Source organism: Streptomyces litchfieldiae (assembly GCF_031845365.1).
Taxonomy (GTDB): domain Bacteria; phylum Actinomycetota; class Actinomycetes; order Streptomycetales; family Streptomycetaceae; genus Streptomyces; species Streptomyces litchfieldiae.
Genome location: NZ_JAVREL010000023.1, coordinates 1 through 16,390, shown reverse-complemented (window position 1 = coordinate 16,390; position 16,390 = coordinate 1). Strand labels below are relative to the sequence as shown.

General features: G+C 72.5%; 17 protein-coding genes. 12 read left to right on the top strand and 5 right to left on the bottom strand.

The window, feature by feature from the left end:
* The first annotated feature begins 59 nt into the window (after positions 1 to 59).
* The 3 genes from RM590_RS29425 to RM590_RS29415 all read left to right on the top strand — a co-directional run bounded on the left by RM590_RS29425 (position 60) and on the right by RM590_RS29415 (position 2,860).
* Complete coding sequence (locus RM590_RS29425; protein WP_311707795.1) at positions 60 to 1,250, top strand: hypothetical protein; 1,191 nt, start codon at positions 60 to 62, stop codon at positions 1,248 to 1,250.
* 32 nt (positions 1,251 to 1,282) lie between these two features.
* Entirely contained in the window at positions 1,283 to 1,933 is a 651-nt protein-coding gene (locus RM590_RS29420) for an O-methyltransferase (RefSeq protein ID WP_311707794.1), read from the top strand.
* A 63-nt stretch (positions 1,934 to 1,996) separates the two neighbouring features.
* Positions 1,997 to 2,860, top strand: a complete 864-nt coding sequence (locus RM590_RS29415) for an Fpg/Nei family DNA glycosylase (protein WP_311707793.1) — start codon at positions 1,997 to 1,999, stop codon at positions 2,858 to 2,860.
* A gap of 17 nt (positions 2,861 to 2,877) precedes the next feature.
* Here RM590_RS29415 and RM590_RS29410 read toward each other — a convergent pair whose 3' ends face one another.
* Positions 2,878 to 4,392: a protein kinase domain-containing protein gene (locus RM590_RS29410; protein ID WP_311707792.1), complete on the bottom strand. Its 1,515-nt coding sequence runs from the start codon at positions 4,390 to 4,392 to the stop codon at positions 2,878 to 2,880.
* A 75-nt stretch (positions 4,393 to 4,467) separates the two neighbouring features.
* Between RM590_RS29410 and RM590_RS29405 the strand changes: the two genes are divergently transcribed.
* Positions 4,468 to 5,031 (top strand): SecDF P1 head subdomain-containing protein, encoded by a 564-nt coding sequence (locus tag RM590_RS29405; protein WP_311707791.1) that lies wholly within the window; start codon positions 4,468 to 4,470, stop codon positions 5,029 to 5,031.
* 94 nt (positions 5,032 to 5,125) lie between these two features.
* Positions 5,126 to 6,130: a sigma-70 family RNA polymerase sigma factor gene (locus tag RM590_RS29400; protein WP_311707790.1), complete on the top strand. Its 1,005-nt coding sequence runs from the start codon at positions 5,126 to 5,128 to the stop codon at positions 6,128 to 6,130.
* On the opposite strand, the gene RM590_RS29395 is transcribed toward RM590_RS29400, so the two are convergent.
* From RM590_RS29395 to RM590_RS29385, 3 genes are all read right to left on the bottom strand, one after another.
* On the bottom strand, positions 6,017 to 6,358 hold the full coding sequence (locus RM590_RS29395; protein WP_311707789.1) for an STAS domain-containing protein: 342 nt from the start codon (positions 6,356 to 6,358) through the stop codon (positions 6,017 to 6,019). The genes RM590_RS29400 and RM590_RS29395 overlap by 114 nt on opposite strands.
* Positions 6,359 to 6,499: 141 nt before the next feature.
* Complete coding sequence (locus tag RM590_RS29390) at positions 6,500 to 6,928, bottom strand: GNAT family N-acetyltransferase (RefSeq protein WP_311707788.1); 429 nt, start codon at positions 6,926 to 6,928, stop codon at positions 6,500 to 6,502.
* 73 nt (positions 6,929 to 7,001) lie between these two features.
* On the bottom strand, positions 7,002 to 7,442 hold the full coding sequence (locus tag RM590_RS29385) for an ATP-binding protein (RefSeq protein WP_311707787.1): 441 nt from the start codon (positions 7,440 to 7,442) through the stop codon (positions 7,002 to 7,004).
* A gap of 157 nt (positions 7,443 to 7,599) precedes the next feature.
* Here RM590_RS29385 and RM590_RS29380 point away from each other — a divergent pair, with 157 nt between their 5' ends.
* The 7 genes from RM590_RS29380 (at position 7,600) to RM590_RS29350 (ending at position 15,486) form a co-directional block, all read left to right on the top strand.
* Entirely contained in the window at positions 7,600 to 8,481 is an 882-nt protein-coding gene (locus RM590_RS29380) for a helix-turn-helix domain-containing protein (RefSeq protein ID WP_311707786.1), read from the top strand.
* Between the two features lie 89 nt (positions 8,482 to 8,570).
* Complete coding sequence (locus tag RM590_RS29375) at positions 8,571 to 9,095, top strand: GNAT family N-acetyltransferase (protein WP_311707785.1); 525 nt, start codon at positions 8,571 to 8,573, stop codon at positions 9,093 to 9,095.
* Between the two features lie 48 nt (positions 9,096 to 9,143).
* Positions 9,144 to 9,971 carry a hypothetical protein gene (locus tag RM590_RS29370; protein ID WP_311707784.1) on the top strand — a complete coding sequence of 276 codons (828 nt, stop codon included), beginning with the start codon at positions 9,144 to 9,146 and terminating at the stop codon, positions 9,969 to 9,971.
* The gene (locus tag RM590_RS29365) at positions 9,961 to 11,244 is read left to right on the top strand and encodes a hypothetical protein (protein ID WP_311707783.1); all 1,284 of its coding nucleotides are present in this window, start codon (positions 9,961 to 9,963) and stop codon (positions 11,242 to 11,244) included. Before RM590_RS29370 ends, RM590_RS29365 begins: the two co-directional genes overlap by 11 nt.
* Before the next feature lie 17 nt (positions 11,245 to 11,261).
* Positions 11,262 to 12,800, top strand: coding sequence for an SCO6880 family protein (locus RM590_RS29360; protein WP_394814003.1), 1,539 nt, complete (start codon positions 11,262 to 11,264; stop codon positions 12,798 to 12,800).
* Positions 12,801 to 12,843: 43 nt separating this feature from the next.
* A complete protein-coding gene (locus tag RM590_RS29355; RefSeq protein WP_311707781.1) occupies positions 12,844 to 14,259 on the top strand; it encodes an ATP-binding protein in 1,416 nt (471 codons plus the stop codon).
* A 12-nt stretch (positions 14,260 to 14,271) separates the two neighbouring features.
* The gene (locus RM590_RS29350) at positions 14,272 to 15,486 is read left to right on the top strand and encodes a type IV secretory system conjugative DNA transfer family protein (protein WP_311707780.1); all 1,215 of its coding nucleotides are present in this window, start codon (positions 14,272 to 14,274) and stop codon (positions 15,484 to 15,486) included.
* Positions 15,487 to 15,723: 237 nt separating this feature from the next.
* Here the strand turns inward: RM590_RS29350 and RM590_RS29345 are convergent, their stop codons facing one another.
* Positions 15,724 to 16,206: a GNAT family N-acetyltransferase gene (locus RM590_RS29345; RefSeq protein WP_311707779.1), complete on the bottom strand. Its 483-nt coding sequence runs from the start codon at positions 16,204 to 16,206 to the stop codon at positions 15,724 to 15,726.
* Positions 16,207 to 16,390: the final 184 nt, after the last annotated feature.

Here is a 16,390-nt window from a genome sequence, read left to right as displayed (position 1 = left end):
GCGACGGGTCGCCCGGACCGCGCATGGACACTGGACACCGAGCCACCCCGTGTCTCGCCATGCCCCCCACGGACAGGAGTGAGGACATCAGTACCCGCCCGATTTTGCTGCGGCTCGGTGCCCTGGGCGGCGCGGCGCTCCTGGCGACCGCGACCGGGGCGTGCCAGGTGATCCAGAACGCCCGGACCGGCCTGGAGGTCTCCGACGCGGTCGACGAACTGCTGTCCTGGGAAGGCGTCACGATCGTGGCGACGGTCGGCGCCGACGCCGAGCAGGTCCACGACTATCTGCTGCGGTCGGGTGCCGAGGACGTGACCGAGCAGGACGCGCGGCTGCTGGCCGACCTCGAACTGACCGTCTCCGCGGGCGATCCCGAGGACGAGACGCCGCTCAAGGACCTCGCCCCGGGCGACCCGCTCAACGGCGCGATCACGGTCAACTTCGGCGGCCGGGACGTGGCCGGGGTCAAGCTGCTGGGCGAGGAGACCTACGCCCGCGTCGGCGGGCAGGCCATCATCGAGGACGTGTACGGCAGCGGCGAGGCGGCCGTGGCCCGGGCCGAGCGCTTCGAGCGCGACGCGGCCGGCCTGCCCGACTCGCTGCGGGCGGCGGCCACCGCGCTGCGCGGCGACTGGGTGGAGATCGAGCCGTACGACCACGAGGCGTACGCCGAGGCGCTGACCGAGCACGCGGGCGTGCCGGCCGACACCGCCGCGAACGTCGCGGCCGCGCTGATCGACGGCGCCGCGCTGCTGGACCCCGAGTCGCTGTGGGAGTCGGTGGGCGCGCTGGAGAGCACGCTGCGTTCCAGCGCCTCGCTGCGGCACGCCGGGCAGGAGCGCGGCGCGGAGACCGTCGTCGTGGAGATGCCGGCCGGGGCCGCGTACCGCGCGGTGGAGCCGCTGCTCGGCCTGCTGGCCGAGCAGACCGAGCGGTTCGGCCTGCCGCCGCTGGTCGCCGAACCGGCCGACCCGGACGCGCCGGTGACCGCGGAGCTGTCCATCCGCAACGGGGTGCTGACCAACGCCACCATGGACGTGGGCCAGTTCGCCGGCGAGGACGCGGGCTCGCTGCCGCTGGACCTCTTCCTGGCGGGCGGCTCGGCACTCAACCTCAACCCCCCGGAGAACCCGGCGGGTCTGCTCACCCCGGACGACCTGGCGGTGGCGCTGATGTACCTGGCGGAGCAGGACGAACGCCGCCAGGAGGACGAGGACCGCGCGGACGTGCCGGGCCCGATGCAGCCCTGAGGAGTGCCCGGAACGGCGGCATACTCACCGCCATGGACATCGTGAACCCCGCTCTCGACGACTACCTCCTCGACCACGCCAACCCGGCCGCCGACGACGTGCTGCGCGACCTCGCCGCCGAGACCCGGCAGGCGCTGCCCGAGCAGCGCAGCATGCAGATCAGCCAGGACGAGGGCGCGTTCCTCACGCTGCTGGTGCGCCTGACCGGCGCCCGGCAGGCCGTGGAGGTCGGCACGTTCACCGGCTACTCCGCGATCTGCATCGCCCGCGGGCTGCCCGACGACGGCCGGCTGATCGCGTGCGACGTCAGCGAGGAGTGGACCTCGGTCGCCCGCCGCTACTGGGCGCGGGCCGGCCTGACCGACCGCATCGACCTGCGCATCGCCCCGGCGGCCGACACGCTGCGCGCGCTGCCCCGCGAGGAGACGATCGACTTCGCGTTCATCGACGCCGACAAGGTCGGCTACCCCGTCTACTACGAGGAGCTGATCACCCGGCTGCGGCCGGGCGGCGTCATCGTGCTGGACAACGTGCTGCGCGGCGGCCGCGTCGTCGACCCGGCCGCCCAGGAGCCGGCCGACATCGCGATCCGGGAGATCAACGACATCGTCACCGCCGACGAGCGCGCGGACTCCGTGCTGCTGCCGATGCGCGACGGGGTCACGGTGATCCGCAAGCGCTGAGGACCGGGGCGAGCCGCTGATCACCTTCGCCGAACGGGCCAATCCGGGCATACGCTGGCAGGCATGCCCGAGCTACCCGAGGTCGAGGCACTGCGCGCGTTCCTCACCGGCCACCTCGTCGGCCACGAGGTGGCCCGCGCGCTGCCGGTCGCCTTCCACGTTCTGAAGACGTACGAGCCGCCGCTGTCCGCGCTCCAGGGCCGGACGTTCACCGGGGTGGCCCGGCACGGCAAGTTCCTGGACCTGGCCGCCGGGGACCTCCACCTCGTCGTCCACCTGGCCAGGGCTGGCTGGCTGCGCTGGCAGGAGAGCCTGCCGGCCGCGCCGCCGCGCCCCGGCAAGGGCCCGCTGGCGCTGCGCGTGGCGCTCACCGACGGCGCCGGGTTCGACCTGACCGAGGCCGGCACCCAGAAGCGGCTCGCGGTCCACCTCGTGCACGACCCGGCCACCGAGGTGCCCGGCATCGCCCGCCTCGGGCCCGACCCGCTGGACCCCGCGTTCACCGAGGCCGAGTTCACCGCGCTGCTCGGCCGGGAGAACCGGCAGATCAAGGGCGTGCTCCGGGACCAGAGCGCCCTCGCCGGCATCGGCAACGCGTACTCCGACGAGATCCTGCACGCCGCCCGCATGTCGCCGTTCAAGCTGGCCGCCCGCATCCCGCCCGAGGAGGCCGCCGGTCTCTACGCGGCGATGACCGGCATCCTGCGGGACGCGGTCGAGCGCTCCCGGGGCCTGGCCGCCCAGCGGCTGAAGTCCGAGAAGAAGACCGGCCTGCGCGTGCACGGCCGCGCCGGCGAGCCCTGCCCGGTCTGCGGCGACACCATCCGCGAGGTGTCGTACCGCGACTCCGCGCTCCAGTACTGCGCCACCTGCCAGACCGGCGGCAAGCCCCTGGCCGACCGCCGGCTGTCGCGGCTGCTCAAGTGACGCCGCGCGGCGGCCCGTTACGACACGGCGACCCCGTGCGCCTCCGCGATCCCCGCCAGGCCACCGGTGTACGGCCGGCTGACCGCGCCGAACCACCAGCCGTCGTCCTCCCGCACCAGCTCGCCGAACGTCACGCCCGAGGCGCCCGGCGGCCCGGCCGGGAAGCCGAAGCACAAAAGCTCCTCGCCGCTGCCCGGGTCCACCAGCCGCGCGTGCAGCAGCCGCACCGCCGACAGTTCCTGCCCGCGCGCCTCCGCGTCGTGGATGGACAGCGCGAACACCACCCGCGCCGCCCCCGGGCGCAACGCCACCGGCTTCACCCAGAACATCGCCTCCGGGCCGTCCGCGGCCAGCCGCAGGGCGACGCCCGCCGGCTCCGGGTTGTTGTAGAAGACGAAGTGCTCATCGGACAGCACCCGGCCGTCCGCGCCGACCACCAGCGCGCTGGCGTCGGCGTCCATGCCCTCCGGCGCCCGCCAGTCCAGGCCCACCGTGAACGCGTTCGCGCCGGGCAGCACATCGGCCAGCCGCATCCGCTGCCCGGTGGCCAGCGGCAGCCGGCCGCCGTCGGGCCGGGGGCAGCTCGCCAGCACCACCGCCCGCGGGTCGGGCCGCGAGTCCACCCGCGTCGGCTGGTACGCCAGTGTGGCGGCCAGCGGGGCCGGTGGCAGCCGCGCGGCGAACACCGACATCTCCCGCAGCCGGTCGGCCACTTCGGCCGCGCCGCCCGGCCGGTCCCCCGGCCGCTTGGCCAGCATCGCCAGGATCAGCTCGTCCCACTCCCGGGGCAGCCCCGGGCGCAGCTCGCCGGGCGTCCGCGGCGCGCTCTCCATCTGCTGCCGCAGCAACTGGTACAGGGACGTCCCGTGGAACGGCGGCCGGCCGGTGACCAGCGCGTACAGCACACAGCCCGCCGAGTACAGGTCGCTGCCGAGGCCGACGGCGCCGCCCTCGATCTGCTCGGGCGACATATAGGCGGGGGTACCGACCACCACGCCGGTCGAGGTGAGCCGGGCGTGGTCGGTGGACTCGGCGAGCACCGCGGCGATCCCGAAGTCCAGCACCCGCGCCAGCCCGTCCGGGCCGACCATGACGTTGGCCGGCTTGAGATCCCGGTGCACCACACCCGACTCGTGCGCCACCGCCAGCGCCCGGCAGATGTGCTCGCCCCAGCGCGCCACCTCGCCGAGCGGCGGCAGCGCCCGCTCCTCCGCGAGGAGTTGGTCCAGGGAACGGCCCGGCAGCCGCTCCATCACCAGGTAGAGCACCGAGTCCGGGTCGCCGTCGAACCGCGCCTCCCCCACGTCGTGCACGGTGACGATGAACGGGCTGGACAGGCTCGCCAGCAGCTTGGCCTCGCGCTCGAAACGCTCCCGGGCGCGCGGGTCGCGGCCCACCGTGACGGTGCCGACGACCTTGACGGCGACCTGCCGTTCGAGCCGCAGGTCGAGCGCCTCCCAGACGGTGCCGCTGCCGCCGGCGCCCAACTGCCGGCCGAGGCGGTACCGGCCGTCGAGAATCCGGTCCTGCATCTCCACACCCCCTGCGAACTCACGGCGCTACCGCTACTTTAAGCGGCACGGCAGTGCTCGGGAGGGGAGCGCGTTATGAGCTATGGCACCGCTGACGGCCCGGGGCGAGACCGCTCCTCGGGCCCGGTTCTGATAGTCGTCGCGCTGGTGGTCCTCGGCTGTCTCCTCTCCTTTCTGGCGCTGCGCTCGGCCGACGCCAGGAGCACCGCCACCGCCGGCGGCACGATGTCCGAACCGCTCCGGTTCGTCCCCGTCGCCTCCCGGTCCGAGGGCCGCTGCCCCGAGACCTCCCCGTACACGGTCGAGAGCCCGGAGTCGGGCCAGTGCCTGACGCTCGCCACGGACGACGGCCTGGAGGTGGAGCGACTGCGGGCCGCCGAGGCGGTGTTCGACTCGGAGTACGGCAACGGCTGGCTGGTGCGGATCGCCTTCCTCGCCGAGGACGCCGAACTCTTCGGCGACCTCACGGCCCGCGCGGCGGCCCGGCAGCCCCCGGGGAACCAGCTCGCGATCGTGCACGGCGGCGAGTTGCTGACCATGCCGACGGTCGGCGGCCGCATCGACGGCGGCAAGGTGGAGATCAGCGGGACGTTCACCCAGCGGGAGGCCGAGGACCTGGCCGAACAGCTACGAGGATGACCGGGCGCGCGCGTCAGGGGCTCGTTGTCAGTGGTGCTGACTAGTCTGGCCGGACAGCAGGACAGCACACCGAGCAACGGCCAGGGGAGCCCCGATGAGCAGCGACATCGCGACACAGGACCGCCCGCGGATCGAGCAGCTTGAGCAGTACCGGAAGGAGCTGACGGGCTACTGCTACCGGATGCTGGGCTCGGCCTTCGAGGCCGAGGACGCCGTGCAGGAGACGATGGTGCGGGCCTGGCGCGGCTTCGACCGCTTCGAGGGCCGCTCCTCGCTGCGCTCCTGGCTCTACCGCATCGCGACGAACGTCTGTCTGACCATGCTGAGCGGCAGCAGCAAGCGGGCCCGCCCGATGGACCTCACCTCCGCGACGCGGACGGCGGAGGCCGTGCTCGGTCCGCCGCTGGCCGAGTCGGCGTGGGTCGAGCCGATGCCCGACAGCCGGACGCTCCCGCAGGACCCGGCCGAGCGCGCCGAGGCCCGCGAGTCGGTGCGGCTGGCGTTCGTCGCCGCGCTCCAGCACCTGGCGCCACGGCAGCGGGCGGTGCTGATCCTCCGCGAGGTGCTGAGCTGGCGGGCCAGCGAGGTCGCCGAGCTGCTGGACACCACGGTCGCCTCGGTGAACAGCGCGCTCCAGCGCGCCCGCGCCACCCTGGCCGCCACCGGCGTCGACCAGTCCGACCCCACCCAGCCGCTCTCGGAGGAGCACCGCACGCTCCTCACCCGCTACATGGAGGCGTTCGAGCGCTACGACATGGACGCCCTGACGGCCCTCCTGCACGAGGACGCCACGCTGTCCATGCCGCCGTACGACCTGTGGATGCGCGGCCCGTCCGACATCCGCGACTGGATGATCGGCCAGGGCATCGAGTGCGAGGGCTCCCGACTCATAGCCACCTCGGCCAACGGCGCCCCCGCCTTCGGCCAGTACCGGCGGGCCCCGGCCGGCGGCCACTCGGCCTGGGCCCTCCAGGTCATCGAGTTCTCAGCGGGCCGGATCACCGGAATCAACGCCTTCCTGGACACCGCGCGCCTCTTCCCGCTCTTCGACCTCCCCCTGCACCTCCCCGAGGCCGAGCCAGCCGAGGAGGCCCGATAGCCCACAGCCCACGTTTACGAAGCGCAGCCGGCAGTCCAGCCGCCGGGCGGTGAGCCGCAGCCGGGTCACCACCTCCAGCGCCACGGCATCGGCCCGGCCGACCGCCCCGATGTCCACGGTCACCTCGCGAGCGCCGCTGCTCCCCACGAACGCGCGCAGCCGCTCGCAGACGCCCGGCACGTCCTCCCGGGCCACCGGCCCGCGCACGATGAACACGTCAGCACTCACCGCCAGCCTCCTTCCCCGTCACAGGGAAGACCGGCCGACGCGGCGGAACTCATCGCGCCCGCACACCACTTAACTGCGCCTCACCGGCTCGCCGCGTCACACCGGCTCGCCGCGTCACACCGGCTCGACCGCGCCGCACGGCTAACGCGGCAACGGCTTGACCCACCGGCCCCACTCGTCCTGCCGCCGGTACCCCCGCGCGCCCCACACCCCGTGCGCCTTCTCGTTGCGGTGCAGCACCATGGCGTCGGCCCGCCGCCCGCCGAGCTCCAGGAACCGCCGCTCGGCGGCCTCCAGCAGCAGCGTCGCCACGCCCTGCCGCCGCCGGCTCGGCGAGACCGCCAGCCGGTACAGATGACACCGCCACCCGTCGAACCCGGCGATGACGGTGCCGACCAGCTCCCCGTCCGTCTCCGCCAGGAGCAACGCCTCCGGGTCCCGCTCGATCAACCGCCCCACACCGTCGAGGTCGTCGCTGACGCTCTCGCCCTCGGCGGCCTCTTTCCAGAACCTCAGCACGGCCTCCGCGTCACCCGGCTCGGCGGTCCGCACGCTCACTTCGTCGTTCATAACCGCATCCCAACACCCCCCACCGGCCCCGGCCACCCAATTTGCCGCCGACGGTCGGCCCCGGGCACCGGGCCTAGGCCGCCGCGTCCAGCGTGAACCAGACCACCTTGCCCCGGCCCGGCGCGTGGTGGCACACGCCCCACTCACTGGCGAAGAGGGATATCAGCAGCAGCCCGCGCCCGTGCTCCGCGTCCTCGTCCACCGGCGTCCCCGGCAGCTCCGGGACCCCCGGCGCGGTGTCGTGGACCAGCACCCGCACCGCCCCGGCCGGGCTCCACTCGGCGTAGAGCGCCACATGCGACGACGGCAGACACCCCAGCGTCGCGGTCACCGCGTTCGTCACCAGCTCGGAGGTCAGCAGCGTGGCCGTGTCCACCAGCCCCGGCACCACCGGCGTCAGCGCCGTCCGCACGGCGTCCCGCGCGCCGCGCACCCACCTCGGCTCCGGCGGGAAGGTGAGCGAGAAGTCGGCGGCGGGCTTCCCGGCCAGGGCAGGGATGGCGACGGAACACATGCGGGGGCGGACCTTCCTGTCACGATCCGGGACGGTGCCCCCGACGGTAGAGTGCGCGGTCACACCGATACAACCCTCTGCAACCCATCCACTCCCTTGAGTGACAAACCCCCAAATCGTCCGACACAACTCTCAACACTGTGAAGGAAGTCGCCGCATGGGACTGCGCGCACATCCGACTCAACGGCAGCGCCGCCTCGGACGCGAGTTACGCAGACTGCGCGAGGAGGCGGGCGTCGGAGCCGCCGAGGCGTCCGCCCGCGCCGGGCTCAACAAGCCGCATCTGAGCCACATCGAGGCGGGCCGCACCGCCTGCCCCGAGCCGCGCCTGCGGGCACTTCTCGACACATACGGTTGCAGCGATGCGACCCTCACCCGGGCCCTGATCGAGCTCACCAACGCGACCGGCAAGGGCTGGTGGTCGGAATACCGGGAGATACTGGACGAACGGGCCCGCGATCTCGCCGAGTTGGAGTCCCTGACGACGGCGTTCCGAATATTCGAGTGGCTGCACGTCCCCGGCCTGCTCCAGACCCCCGCCTATATGCGGTTCCTGTTCACCGCCGCGCACCCCGGGGCCACGCCCGACGTCATCGACGCCCTCGTCGGCTTCCGGCTGCGCAGACAGCGGGTCCTCACCGAGGGCCCGCCCCACCCCACCGTGCACGCCGTCATCCACGAGGCCGCGTTCCACATGCACTTCGTGGACCGCGAGACCATGCGCGCACAGCTCGCACATCTCGTCGAGCTGGCACACTCCCCGCACATCACGATCCAGCTCATGCCCTTCCGCTGCGCCGCCTACCCGGCCACGCCCGGCTGCCCGTTCACCATTCACGACGCGTCCGCCCGCGAACTCGCCACCGTCTACGTCGAGCAGCCCGACGTCCCCCTCTTTCTCCACGACCGGCGGGACATCGACCACTTCGCGGCCGACTTCGCGCGGATCAGCGGCGTTTCCCTGGAACGGCTGGACCCCACGGCCGCCCACGAGGGAAGTTCCCTCGGGCTGATCCAGCACCTGCGCTATGTGCTGTAGGCCACGTCCGGCCGGAACGGAAACGCGGTGGCGCCCCCCGACGGCCGCGTCAAGACTGATGGCCGCACACCACCCGGGAGAGAGAAGCCATGTCCTCCGAGTCCCCCGACGCCCGCCTGCGCCGCGCCACCGCCGACGACGCGCGGCCGGCCGCCGACGTCTGGCTGCGCTCGTACGGCGCCGCGCTCCCCACCGTGCGCAGGGCGCACACGGACGACGAGGTCCGCGCCTACTTCCGCGACGTCCTCGTCCCTCACCACGAGACCTGGGTCGCCGTCACCCCCTCCGGCGCGGTCGTCGGTGTGATGGTGCTCGACGGCGCGGAGCTCGCTCAGCTCTACCTCGACCCCGACCGGCGCGGCCGGGGCCTCGGCGACCGTTTCCTCGCCCTCGCCAAGGAACTCCGCCCCGACGGCCTCGACCTGGTCACGTTCCAGGTCAACGCCCCGGCCCGGCGCTTCTACACCCGCCACGGCTTCGTCGAGGCCGGCCGCACCGACGGCTCCGGCAACGAAGAGCGCGAGCCCGACGTCCACTTCCGCTGGCGCCCGGCGGGACCGGCCGCGGAGATCAACTGGCCCGCACAGGAGCGGAACGTCGGCGGAGGGCGCTAACGTCGTGTGAGGAGGTAATAGACTCGCTGCTGTTGAGGGGGCGCGCACATGAGTTACGGCGACGATTACGAGGAGGCACGCACCCGCAGCATCCCTTCGGGCACGCGCACCCGGCTCCCGGAGCAGACGGAGCCCTCCTCCCGCCGCCCACCGGCCTCCCCCGGCCGCAGCGTGATCACCATCGTGGCCGTCGTGGTCCTCCTGCTCGCGGCCATCGTCTTCGCCAACCAGTCCGGCGACGACGACAGTTCCGGCGGCGGCGACACATCGGCCGACCCCGACACGGCCCAACCGACGGCCCCCACCGGCGAACAGCCCGTGGACGGCACGACGAACGGCATCCCCACCGGCCACCCCCAGACGGAACAGGGCGCACAGAGCGCCGCGGCGAACTACGCGGTGGCACTGGGCGGCGTCGAGATGTTCAACGCGGACCAGCGCCGCGGGATCGTGGACACGATCAGTGCCTCATCCTCCAGAGACGACCTGCGCGCCGCGTTCGACGCGGACTACAGCCCCGAGCTGAACGAGGACATCGGGCTGGACCCGGAGGGCGGTGTGCCGGACGGCTACACCTTCGTCAACCGGACCATGCCCGTGGGCACATCGGTCACCTCCTACGCCGACACCACCGCCGAGGTGGCGGTCTGGTGCTCCGGGCTCTTCGGCATCGCCGGCACCGACTCCCGGAACCCGGTGCGCACCAGTTGGTTCACGATGCACTTCACCCTGGTCTGGGAGAACGGGGACTGGAAGGTGGTCGGCACCGACCAGACCGAGGGCCCGACCCCCGTGAACGGCGACAACCGCATCTCCGGATCGGACGAGATCGCCGAAGCGGTCGAAGAGTACGGAGGGTTCACCTATGCGCGTTAGCCTCCGCCTCCGCCTGGCCACCATGGCGTCGGCGTCCATCGGCCTCCTGGCCTCCGCCTTCGCGCTGGCGCCCCGCGCCCGCGCCGACGAGGAGGATCAGGAGTGCGAGCTGATCTCCGGCGCCGCCCGCGACTTCTGTGAAGGGGATCCCGAGTCCGGCGGCGGGGGCGACGGGGGGAACAGTACCCTCAACGACTCCCTCGACCCGCTGTCCTCCCTCGCCCGTGGCTGCGCCGACGCCGCCGCCTGGATCGTGAACGAGCTGTCGGAGCTGGTGGACTCCACCACCGCCGTCGACTTCACCAACACCTCGTTCCTGCGCCAGTACGCCGTCGTGTTCGCCGCCTCCACCGTCCTCACGCTCATCCTCTGGCTGCTCGCCATCGTCAAACGCGCCATCCGCGGCGTGCCGTTGACCACCGCGCTCTCCGAGGCCGTCGGCTTCCTCTGGCTGACCGTCATGGCCTCCGCCTTCACCCCCCTCATCCTCTACGTCGTCGTCTCCGCGACCGACGGCGTCACGGACGCGATAGTCGTCGGCACCGGCGACAACTCCGACGCGTTCTTCGGCGACTTCGCCGCCGCGCTGGAGGCCGGGGAGGACATCGGCGGCGGCCCCATCATGCTCATCGTGGTGTCCCTGATCTCCATCCTCGCCGCCGGCGTCCTCGCCCTGGAGCTCGTCATCCGCGCCGCCATGCTCTACGTCGGCGCGCTCCTCGGCACCGCCGTCTACGCCGGCCTCGTGGACAAGAACCTCTGGGGACACGTACGCCGCTGGGCCGGGATCATGATCGCGGTCATCCTCATCAAGCCGGTCATCGTCATCGTCCTCGGCCTCGCCGGCGCCCTCACCACCGACGACGGCGAGGGACCGACGGCCGTCTCGTCGATCATCTCCGGACTGTCCATCATCCTGCTGGCCATCTTCGCGTCCGCCATGATCTACCGCTTCGTGCCCGGCTTCGGCGACGAGATCGTCAACCACCGCCAGATGCGCCAGGACACCTCCAGCCGCGCCGCCAAGGCCGCCGTCTCCACGCCCGCCTCGATGCTGCGCCAGGGCATGAGCACGCACGGCACCCGCGACGGCGGCGCGGGCGGCGCGACCGGGCCCAACGCCGGCGGCGGACCGCGGCCAGCCAACCCCGTGGCCGGCGGAGTCGCCGCGCACAGTACCCGTACTGGCCAGTCGGGGTCATCATCGACTTCGGCGTCCGGCGGCAACAGCGGCCGGACGGGAAACCAGACCAATCGAGGAGGTAGCCGGTGACCGCCCCACCCAACACCCTGACACGACGCCGTACCTACCTCATCGGCCGGTCCCGGCCCCAGGCCATCGTCGGCAGGAACCGCGAGACCGGCGAAATCGCGCTCATCGTCGTGGGCGCGTTCCTCGGCATGATGAGCGGCCTGCTCATCCCCGTGCTCGCCCTCCGCCTCGTCGGACTGGTGGGCTTCCCCTTCCTCGCCCTCGCCGCCGTCTACATGCCCTACAACGGCCGCACGTTCTACAGGTGGTTCGAGATCAGCCGCAGTTTCCGCCGCACCCAGCGCCGCGGCGCCACCTACCGGTCCGGCGCCCCCGAGGCCGGAATCACCCTCGACGGCCGCGAGATCGAGATCGGCGCGCCCCCCGGCGTGGGCCGCGTCCGCTGGCTGGCCGCCGCCTTCGGCCCCGACGAGCTGGCCGTGCTCCTGCACACCGACCGCAGAACCATCACCGCCGCCATCGAGGTCGAGGGCCCCGGCGTCGGCCTGCGGGACAGCGAGGACCAGGAGGCCCTGGTCGAACGGTTCGGCACGCTGCTCAAGCACGTCGCCAACGGCGACGGCCACGTCACCCGCCTCCAGATGCTCGCCCGCACCCTGCCCGCCGACCCCGACGCGCACGCCAACGACGTGCGCGAGCGCGGCGACGACAGCGCGCCCGGCTGGATCCAGGAGTCCTACGAGCAGTTGGCGTCCATGGTCTCCACCTCCAGCGAGCAGCACCGCGCCTACCTCGTGGCCTGCATGCACCACTCGCGCGAGCTGGGCAGCGAGGCCCAGACCATCGCCCGCGCCTCCCGCGGCGGCCGCGACGGGCGGCAGCAGCGCATGACGCAGGACGAGGCCCTCGCCGTCATCATGGCGCGCGAGCTCACCGACATCTGCGCGCGCCTGACGGAGGCCGACATCCGGGTGCGCCAGCCCCTCGGCGAGGCGCGCCTGGCCTCCCTCATCCACTCGATGTACGACCCGGACCACCCCATCGACCACATCCAGGCGATGTCCCGGCGCAACGCGTGGCCCGCCGAGCTCGACGCCCGGGAGGCGACCTACCTCCAGGCGAAGACCCGCGAGTCGGACACCCGCGAGCCCTGGTGCCACGCCACGGCCTGGATCAAGGAGTGGCCCATGACCCCCATCGGGGTCAACTTCCTCGCACCGCTGCTCGTTCACACCCCGGATGTGATCCGCACCGTCGCCGTCTGCATGGACCTGGAGCCCACGGAGATCGCGATCGAGCGCATGCTCACCGAGAAGACCAACGACGAGGCGGAGGCGTCCCGCGCCGCCAAGATGAACCGCACGGTCGACCCGCGCGACGTGGCCGCGCACAGCCGCGTCGACCAGCGCGGCGACGACCTGGCCTCCGGCGCCGCCGGGGTGAACCTCGTCGGCTACATCACCGTCTCCTCGCCGCACCCCGAGGCACTTGCCCGGGACAAGCGCACTATCCGTGCGTCCGCGGGTAAGTCATATTTGAAGCTTGAGTGGTGCGATCGCGAGCACCACCGCGCGTTCGTCAACACGCTGCCCTTCGCGACGGGGATCAGGCGATGAGGACTGCCACGCGCACGATCCCCCGGGGGAAGGAGGTTCCGCCGTGCCGCCGCGCGACCCGCTGACCCTGATCACCGAGGCGTTCACCAGCCTCCTCTTCGGCAGGACGGAGACGACCCGGCTGCCGGTGCGGACCTCCACCGGCCAGGCCCAGGCCGTCTACCTGCCCACCGCCGCGCCGGGCCTCGGCGACTCCGGCGTGATCATCGGCCGCGAGGTCTACTCCGGCAAGGGCTACATCTACGACCCGTTCCAGCTCTACGGCCAGCAGCTCCCCGCCCCGCACTGGCTGGTCCTGGGCGAGTCGGGCAACGGCAAGTCGGCGCTGGAGAAGACGTATGTGCTGCGTCAGCTCCGGTTCCGCGACCGGCAGATCGTGGTGCTCGACGCCCAGGGCGAGGACGGCGTCGGCGAGTGGAACCTGATCGCCGAGGAGCTCGGCATCACCCCGATCCGGCTCGACCCGATGGCCACCCTCGACGGCAACGTCCGGCTCAACCCGCTGGACCCGGCGATCACCACCACCGGGCAGCTCGCCCTGCTGCGGACGATCATCGAGGTCGCCCTCGGCCGCACGCTCGACGAGCGTTCCGGCTTCGCGCTCAAGGTCGCCCACGCCTATGTGAACCAGACCACCACCGACCGCCAGCCGATCCTCACCGACATCGTCGAGCGGCTGCGGCACCCGCTGCCCGAGGCGGCCGACGCGATGAACGTGGCGCTGGACGACGTCCGCGCCTGGGGCCTGGACGTGGCGCTGGTCCTGGACCGGCTCGTGGACGGTGACCTGCGCGGCATGTTCGACGGCCCGACGACGGTCGGCATCGACCTGGACGCGCCGCTGATCGTCTTCGACCTCTCGCACATCGACCGCAACTCGATCGCGATGCCGATCCTGATGGCGATCGTGGGCGTCTGGCTGGAGCACACCTGGATCAGGCCGGACCGCAAGAAGCGCATCTTCCTGGTGGAAGAGGCCTGGCACATCATCAACTCGCCCTCGGTGGCACAGCTTTTCCAGCGTCTGCTGAAGTTCGGCCGCCGGCTCGGCCTGTCGTTCGTCGCCGTCGTCCACCACCTCTCCGACGTGGTGGACGGCGCCGCCGCCAAGGAGGCCGCGGCGATCCTCAAGATGGCCTCCACCCGCACGATCTACGCCCAGAAGTCCGACGAGGCGAGATCCACCGGCCAGGTCCTCGGCCTGCCGCGCTGGGCGGTCGAGATCATCCCGACCCTCACCCCCGGCATGGCCGTCTGGGACGTCAACGGCAATGTGCAGGTGGTCAAGCACCTGGTGACGGAGGCGGAGCGCCCGCTCGTCTTCACCGACCGCGCCATGACCGAGTCGTCCGCGTCGGTCGCGCTGGCCGAGGACGAACTGGCCACCACCGACGACCTGTTCGAGGCCGAGACCGAGGCGCGGGTGATGTCGTTCGAGAAGCGGCAGGGCGTCGGGTAGGGCCAGCGGAACGTGTCGTACGACCAGCGCGCGCATCAGCAGCCTGCCGGGGGCGCCCCCGGCAGGCGCGGCGGCGGCGTGCCGGACGCCCTGCTGGTCGGCACGCTGGCCGTGCTCGTCGGCGTGACGGCGCTGACCTGGACGGCGACCGGCCTCGCCGGCTGGCTCCGGCACGGGGAATGGCCCACGGGCGTCACCTTCGTGCGCACGGCCCACGCGATGCGCTCGCTGCTGACCGCCCCCGGCGACATCCCCGCGGCCTGGCCGGAGGCGGCGCCGGCCGACCTGCCGAGCGCGGCCACGGTCTGGCTGGTCTTCCTGGCACAGCTCATCGTTCTGTTTTCCACAGTCCTGTGGGTAACCATCCGCCTCGCCACGTGGCGGGCCCGGCGGGAGCACCGCCGGTCACCCGCGTCAACGGCGGAGCCGACCCCCGTTCCGGCGCCGGCACCCGAACCGGCCACACCCGCCGAGCCGTTCGAGCCCGTCGAGCCGACGCCGACGCCGACGCCCGAGCAGTTGGCCCGGCCCGTGGCGTCCGGCGACACGATGGCCGCCGTGCTCAAGGCCCCGGAGGGCCTGATCGTGCTGGACCCCCACGGCCGCCTGTGGAGCGGAACGGCCCGGCAGCGCGGCAAGATGGGCCCTGTCCATGTCTACGACCCGGGCCATGTGACGGACGCGCCGGTCCGGCTGCGCTGGACGCCGCAGCAGGGCTGCGAGGAGATGCCGGTGGCCCGCGCCCGGGCGGCGGCGCTGCTGGAGCCCGTCCGCCCCGTGGAGCCCATCTTCCGGCTCGACGCCGAGGCGGCGGAAACGCTGCTGCGCTGCTACCTGCACGCCGCGGCCCTCAGCGGGGCGCAGCTCACCCAGATTCAGCGGTGGGCCCACGGCAAGTCGCCGGGCGAGCCCGCGAAGGTCCTGCGCACCCACTCCCGCGCGGCGGGCGGCGCGGCAATGGAGCTGGAGAGCACGCTCACCGGCCACCCGGTCCGCCGGGACGCCGCGCTCGACCTGGTCGGCAAGGCCCTGGCGGGCCTGGAGCAGTTGCACATCCGCCAGGCGTGCAGCCCCGGGCGCGTCGACGCGCTCGCCCTGGGCAATATCGCCGGCGAGGGCGCGACGCTGTATGTGGTGGGCGACCACCCGGAAACGGCCGGCCTGCGCGCGGCACTGGTGGACGCGGTGACAACGGCCCAGCCCACCCTGCGCGTTGTGGGCAACTGACGGGCCGGGGCTAGGGCCTGTATCGAGTTCCCGTCCGGGCCCGCGACGCCAGTCACGGCACCTCGCCGCTCCCCCAGACTCCGTCTGGGAGGTGCCCCCAGCCGAATCGCGCGAGTACGGCCGGGTATGAGCTGCGATCCGGTGCCTTGCTGGGGGTACCTCCCAGGCCCCCAAGGGCCTGGGGGGGCACCGCGTCTGACGCCGCGGGCTGATCCGACCGGGAACTCGATACCGGCCCTAGCCGGTCTTGAGGGAGAGCTCGAAGGCGCGCAGCGCTGGATCGCGGGGGTCGGCATCGCTGCCGCCGGTGGGCCGGAAGCCCAGGGACTCGTAGAACCGGGCCGCCCGCTTGTTGTTCTCGTGGACGCGCAGCCGCACTTCGTGCCCACCCGCCCATTCGATGGCGGCCCGCATCAACTCCCGCGCCAGACCGGTCCCGCGGTGCTCGGGCAGCATATAGACGCCGACGACGTGGACGACGCGATGCTTGACGAACGCCCCGACCATGCCACCCCAACTGCCGCTCTCGGCCTCGCCGATGAACGTGGCGCTCTCCCGCCCGGAGGCCCGCCGCTCCCACTCGCCCCGGGTGAGCCGCACGGCCTCCTCATAGGGCTCGTAGAACGCCATGGGTGCGATGGGGTCCTGAAGAGCCGCCAGGCGGAGCTCCCTCAGCCTTTCCCAATCCTCGCGTCGGGTCTGGCGGATGGTGTACGTCATAGGCCGATGCTTCCACCACGGCCCGCATACCGCAACGGCCTTCACACTTCCGCGCAGGCCCCGGGAGGAGGCATAAAAAAATGCGTGTGGGCTTGAGCGAAGAATCCTCTTCGGTCAAGCCCACACGCATTATCAAAGAATTGTCCGGCGGTGTCCTACTCTCCCACACGGTCCCCCATGCAGT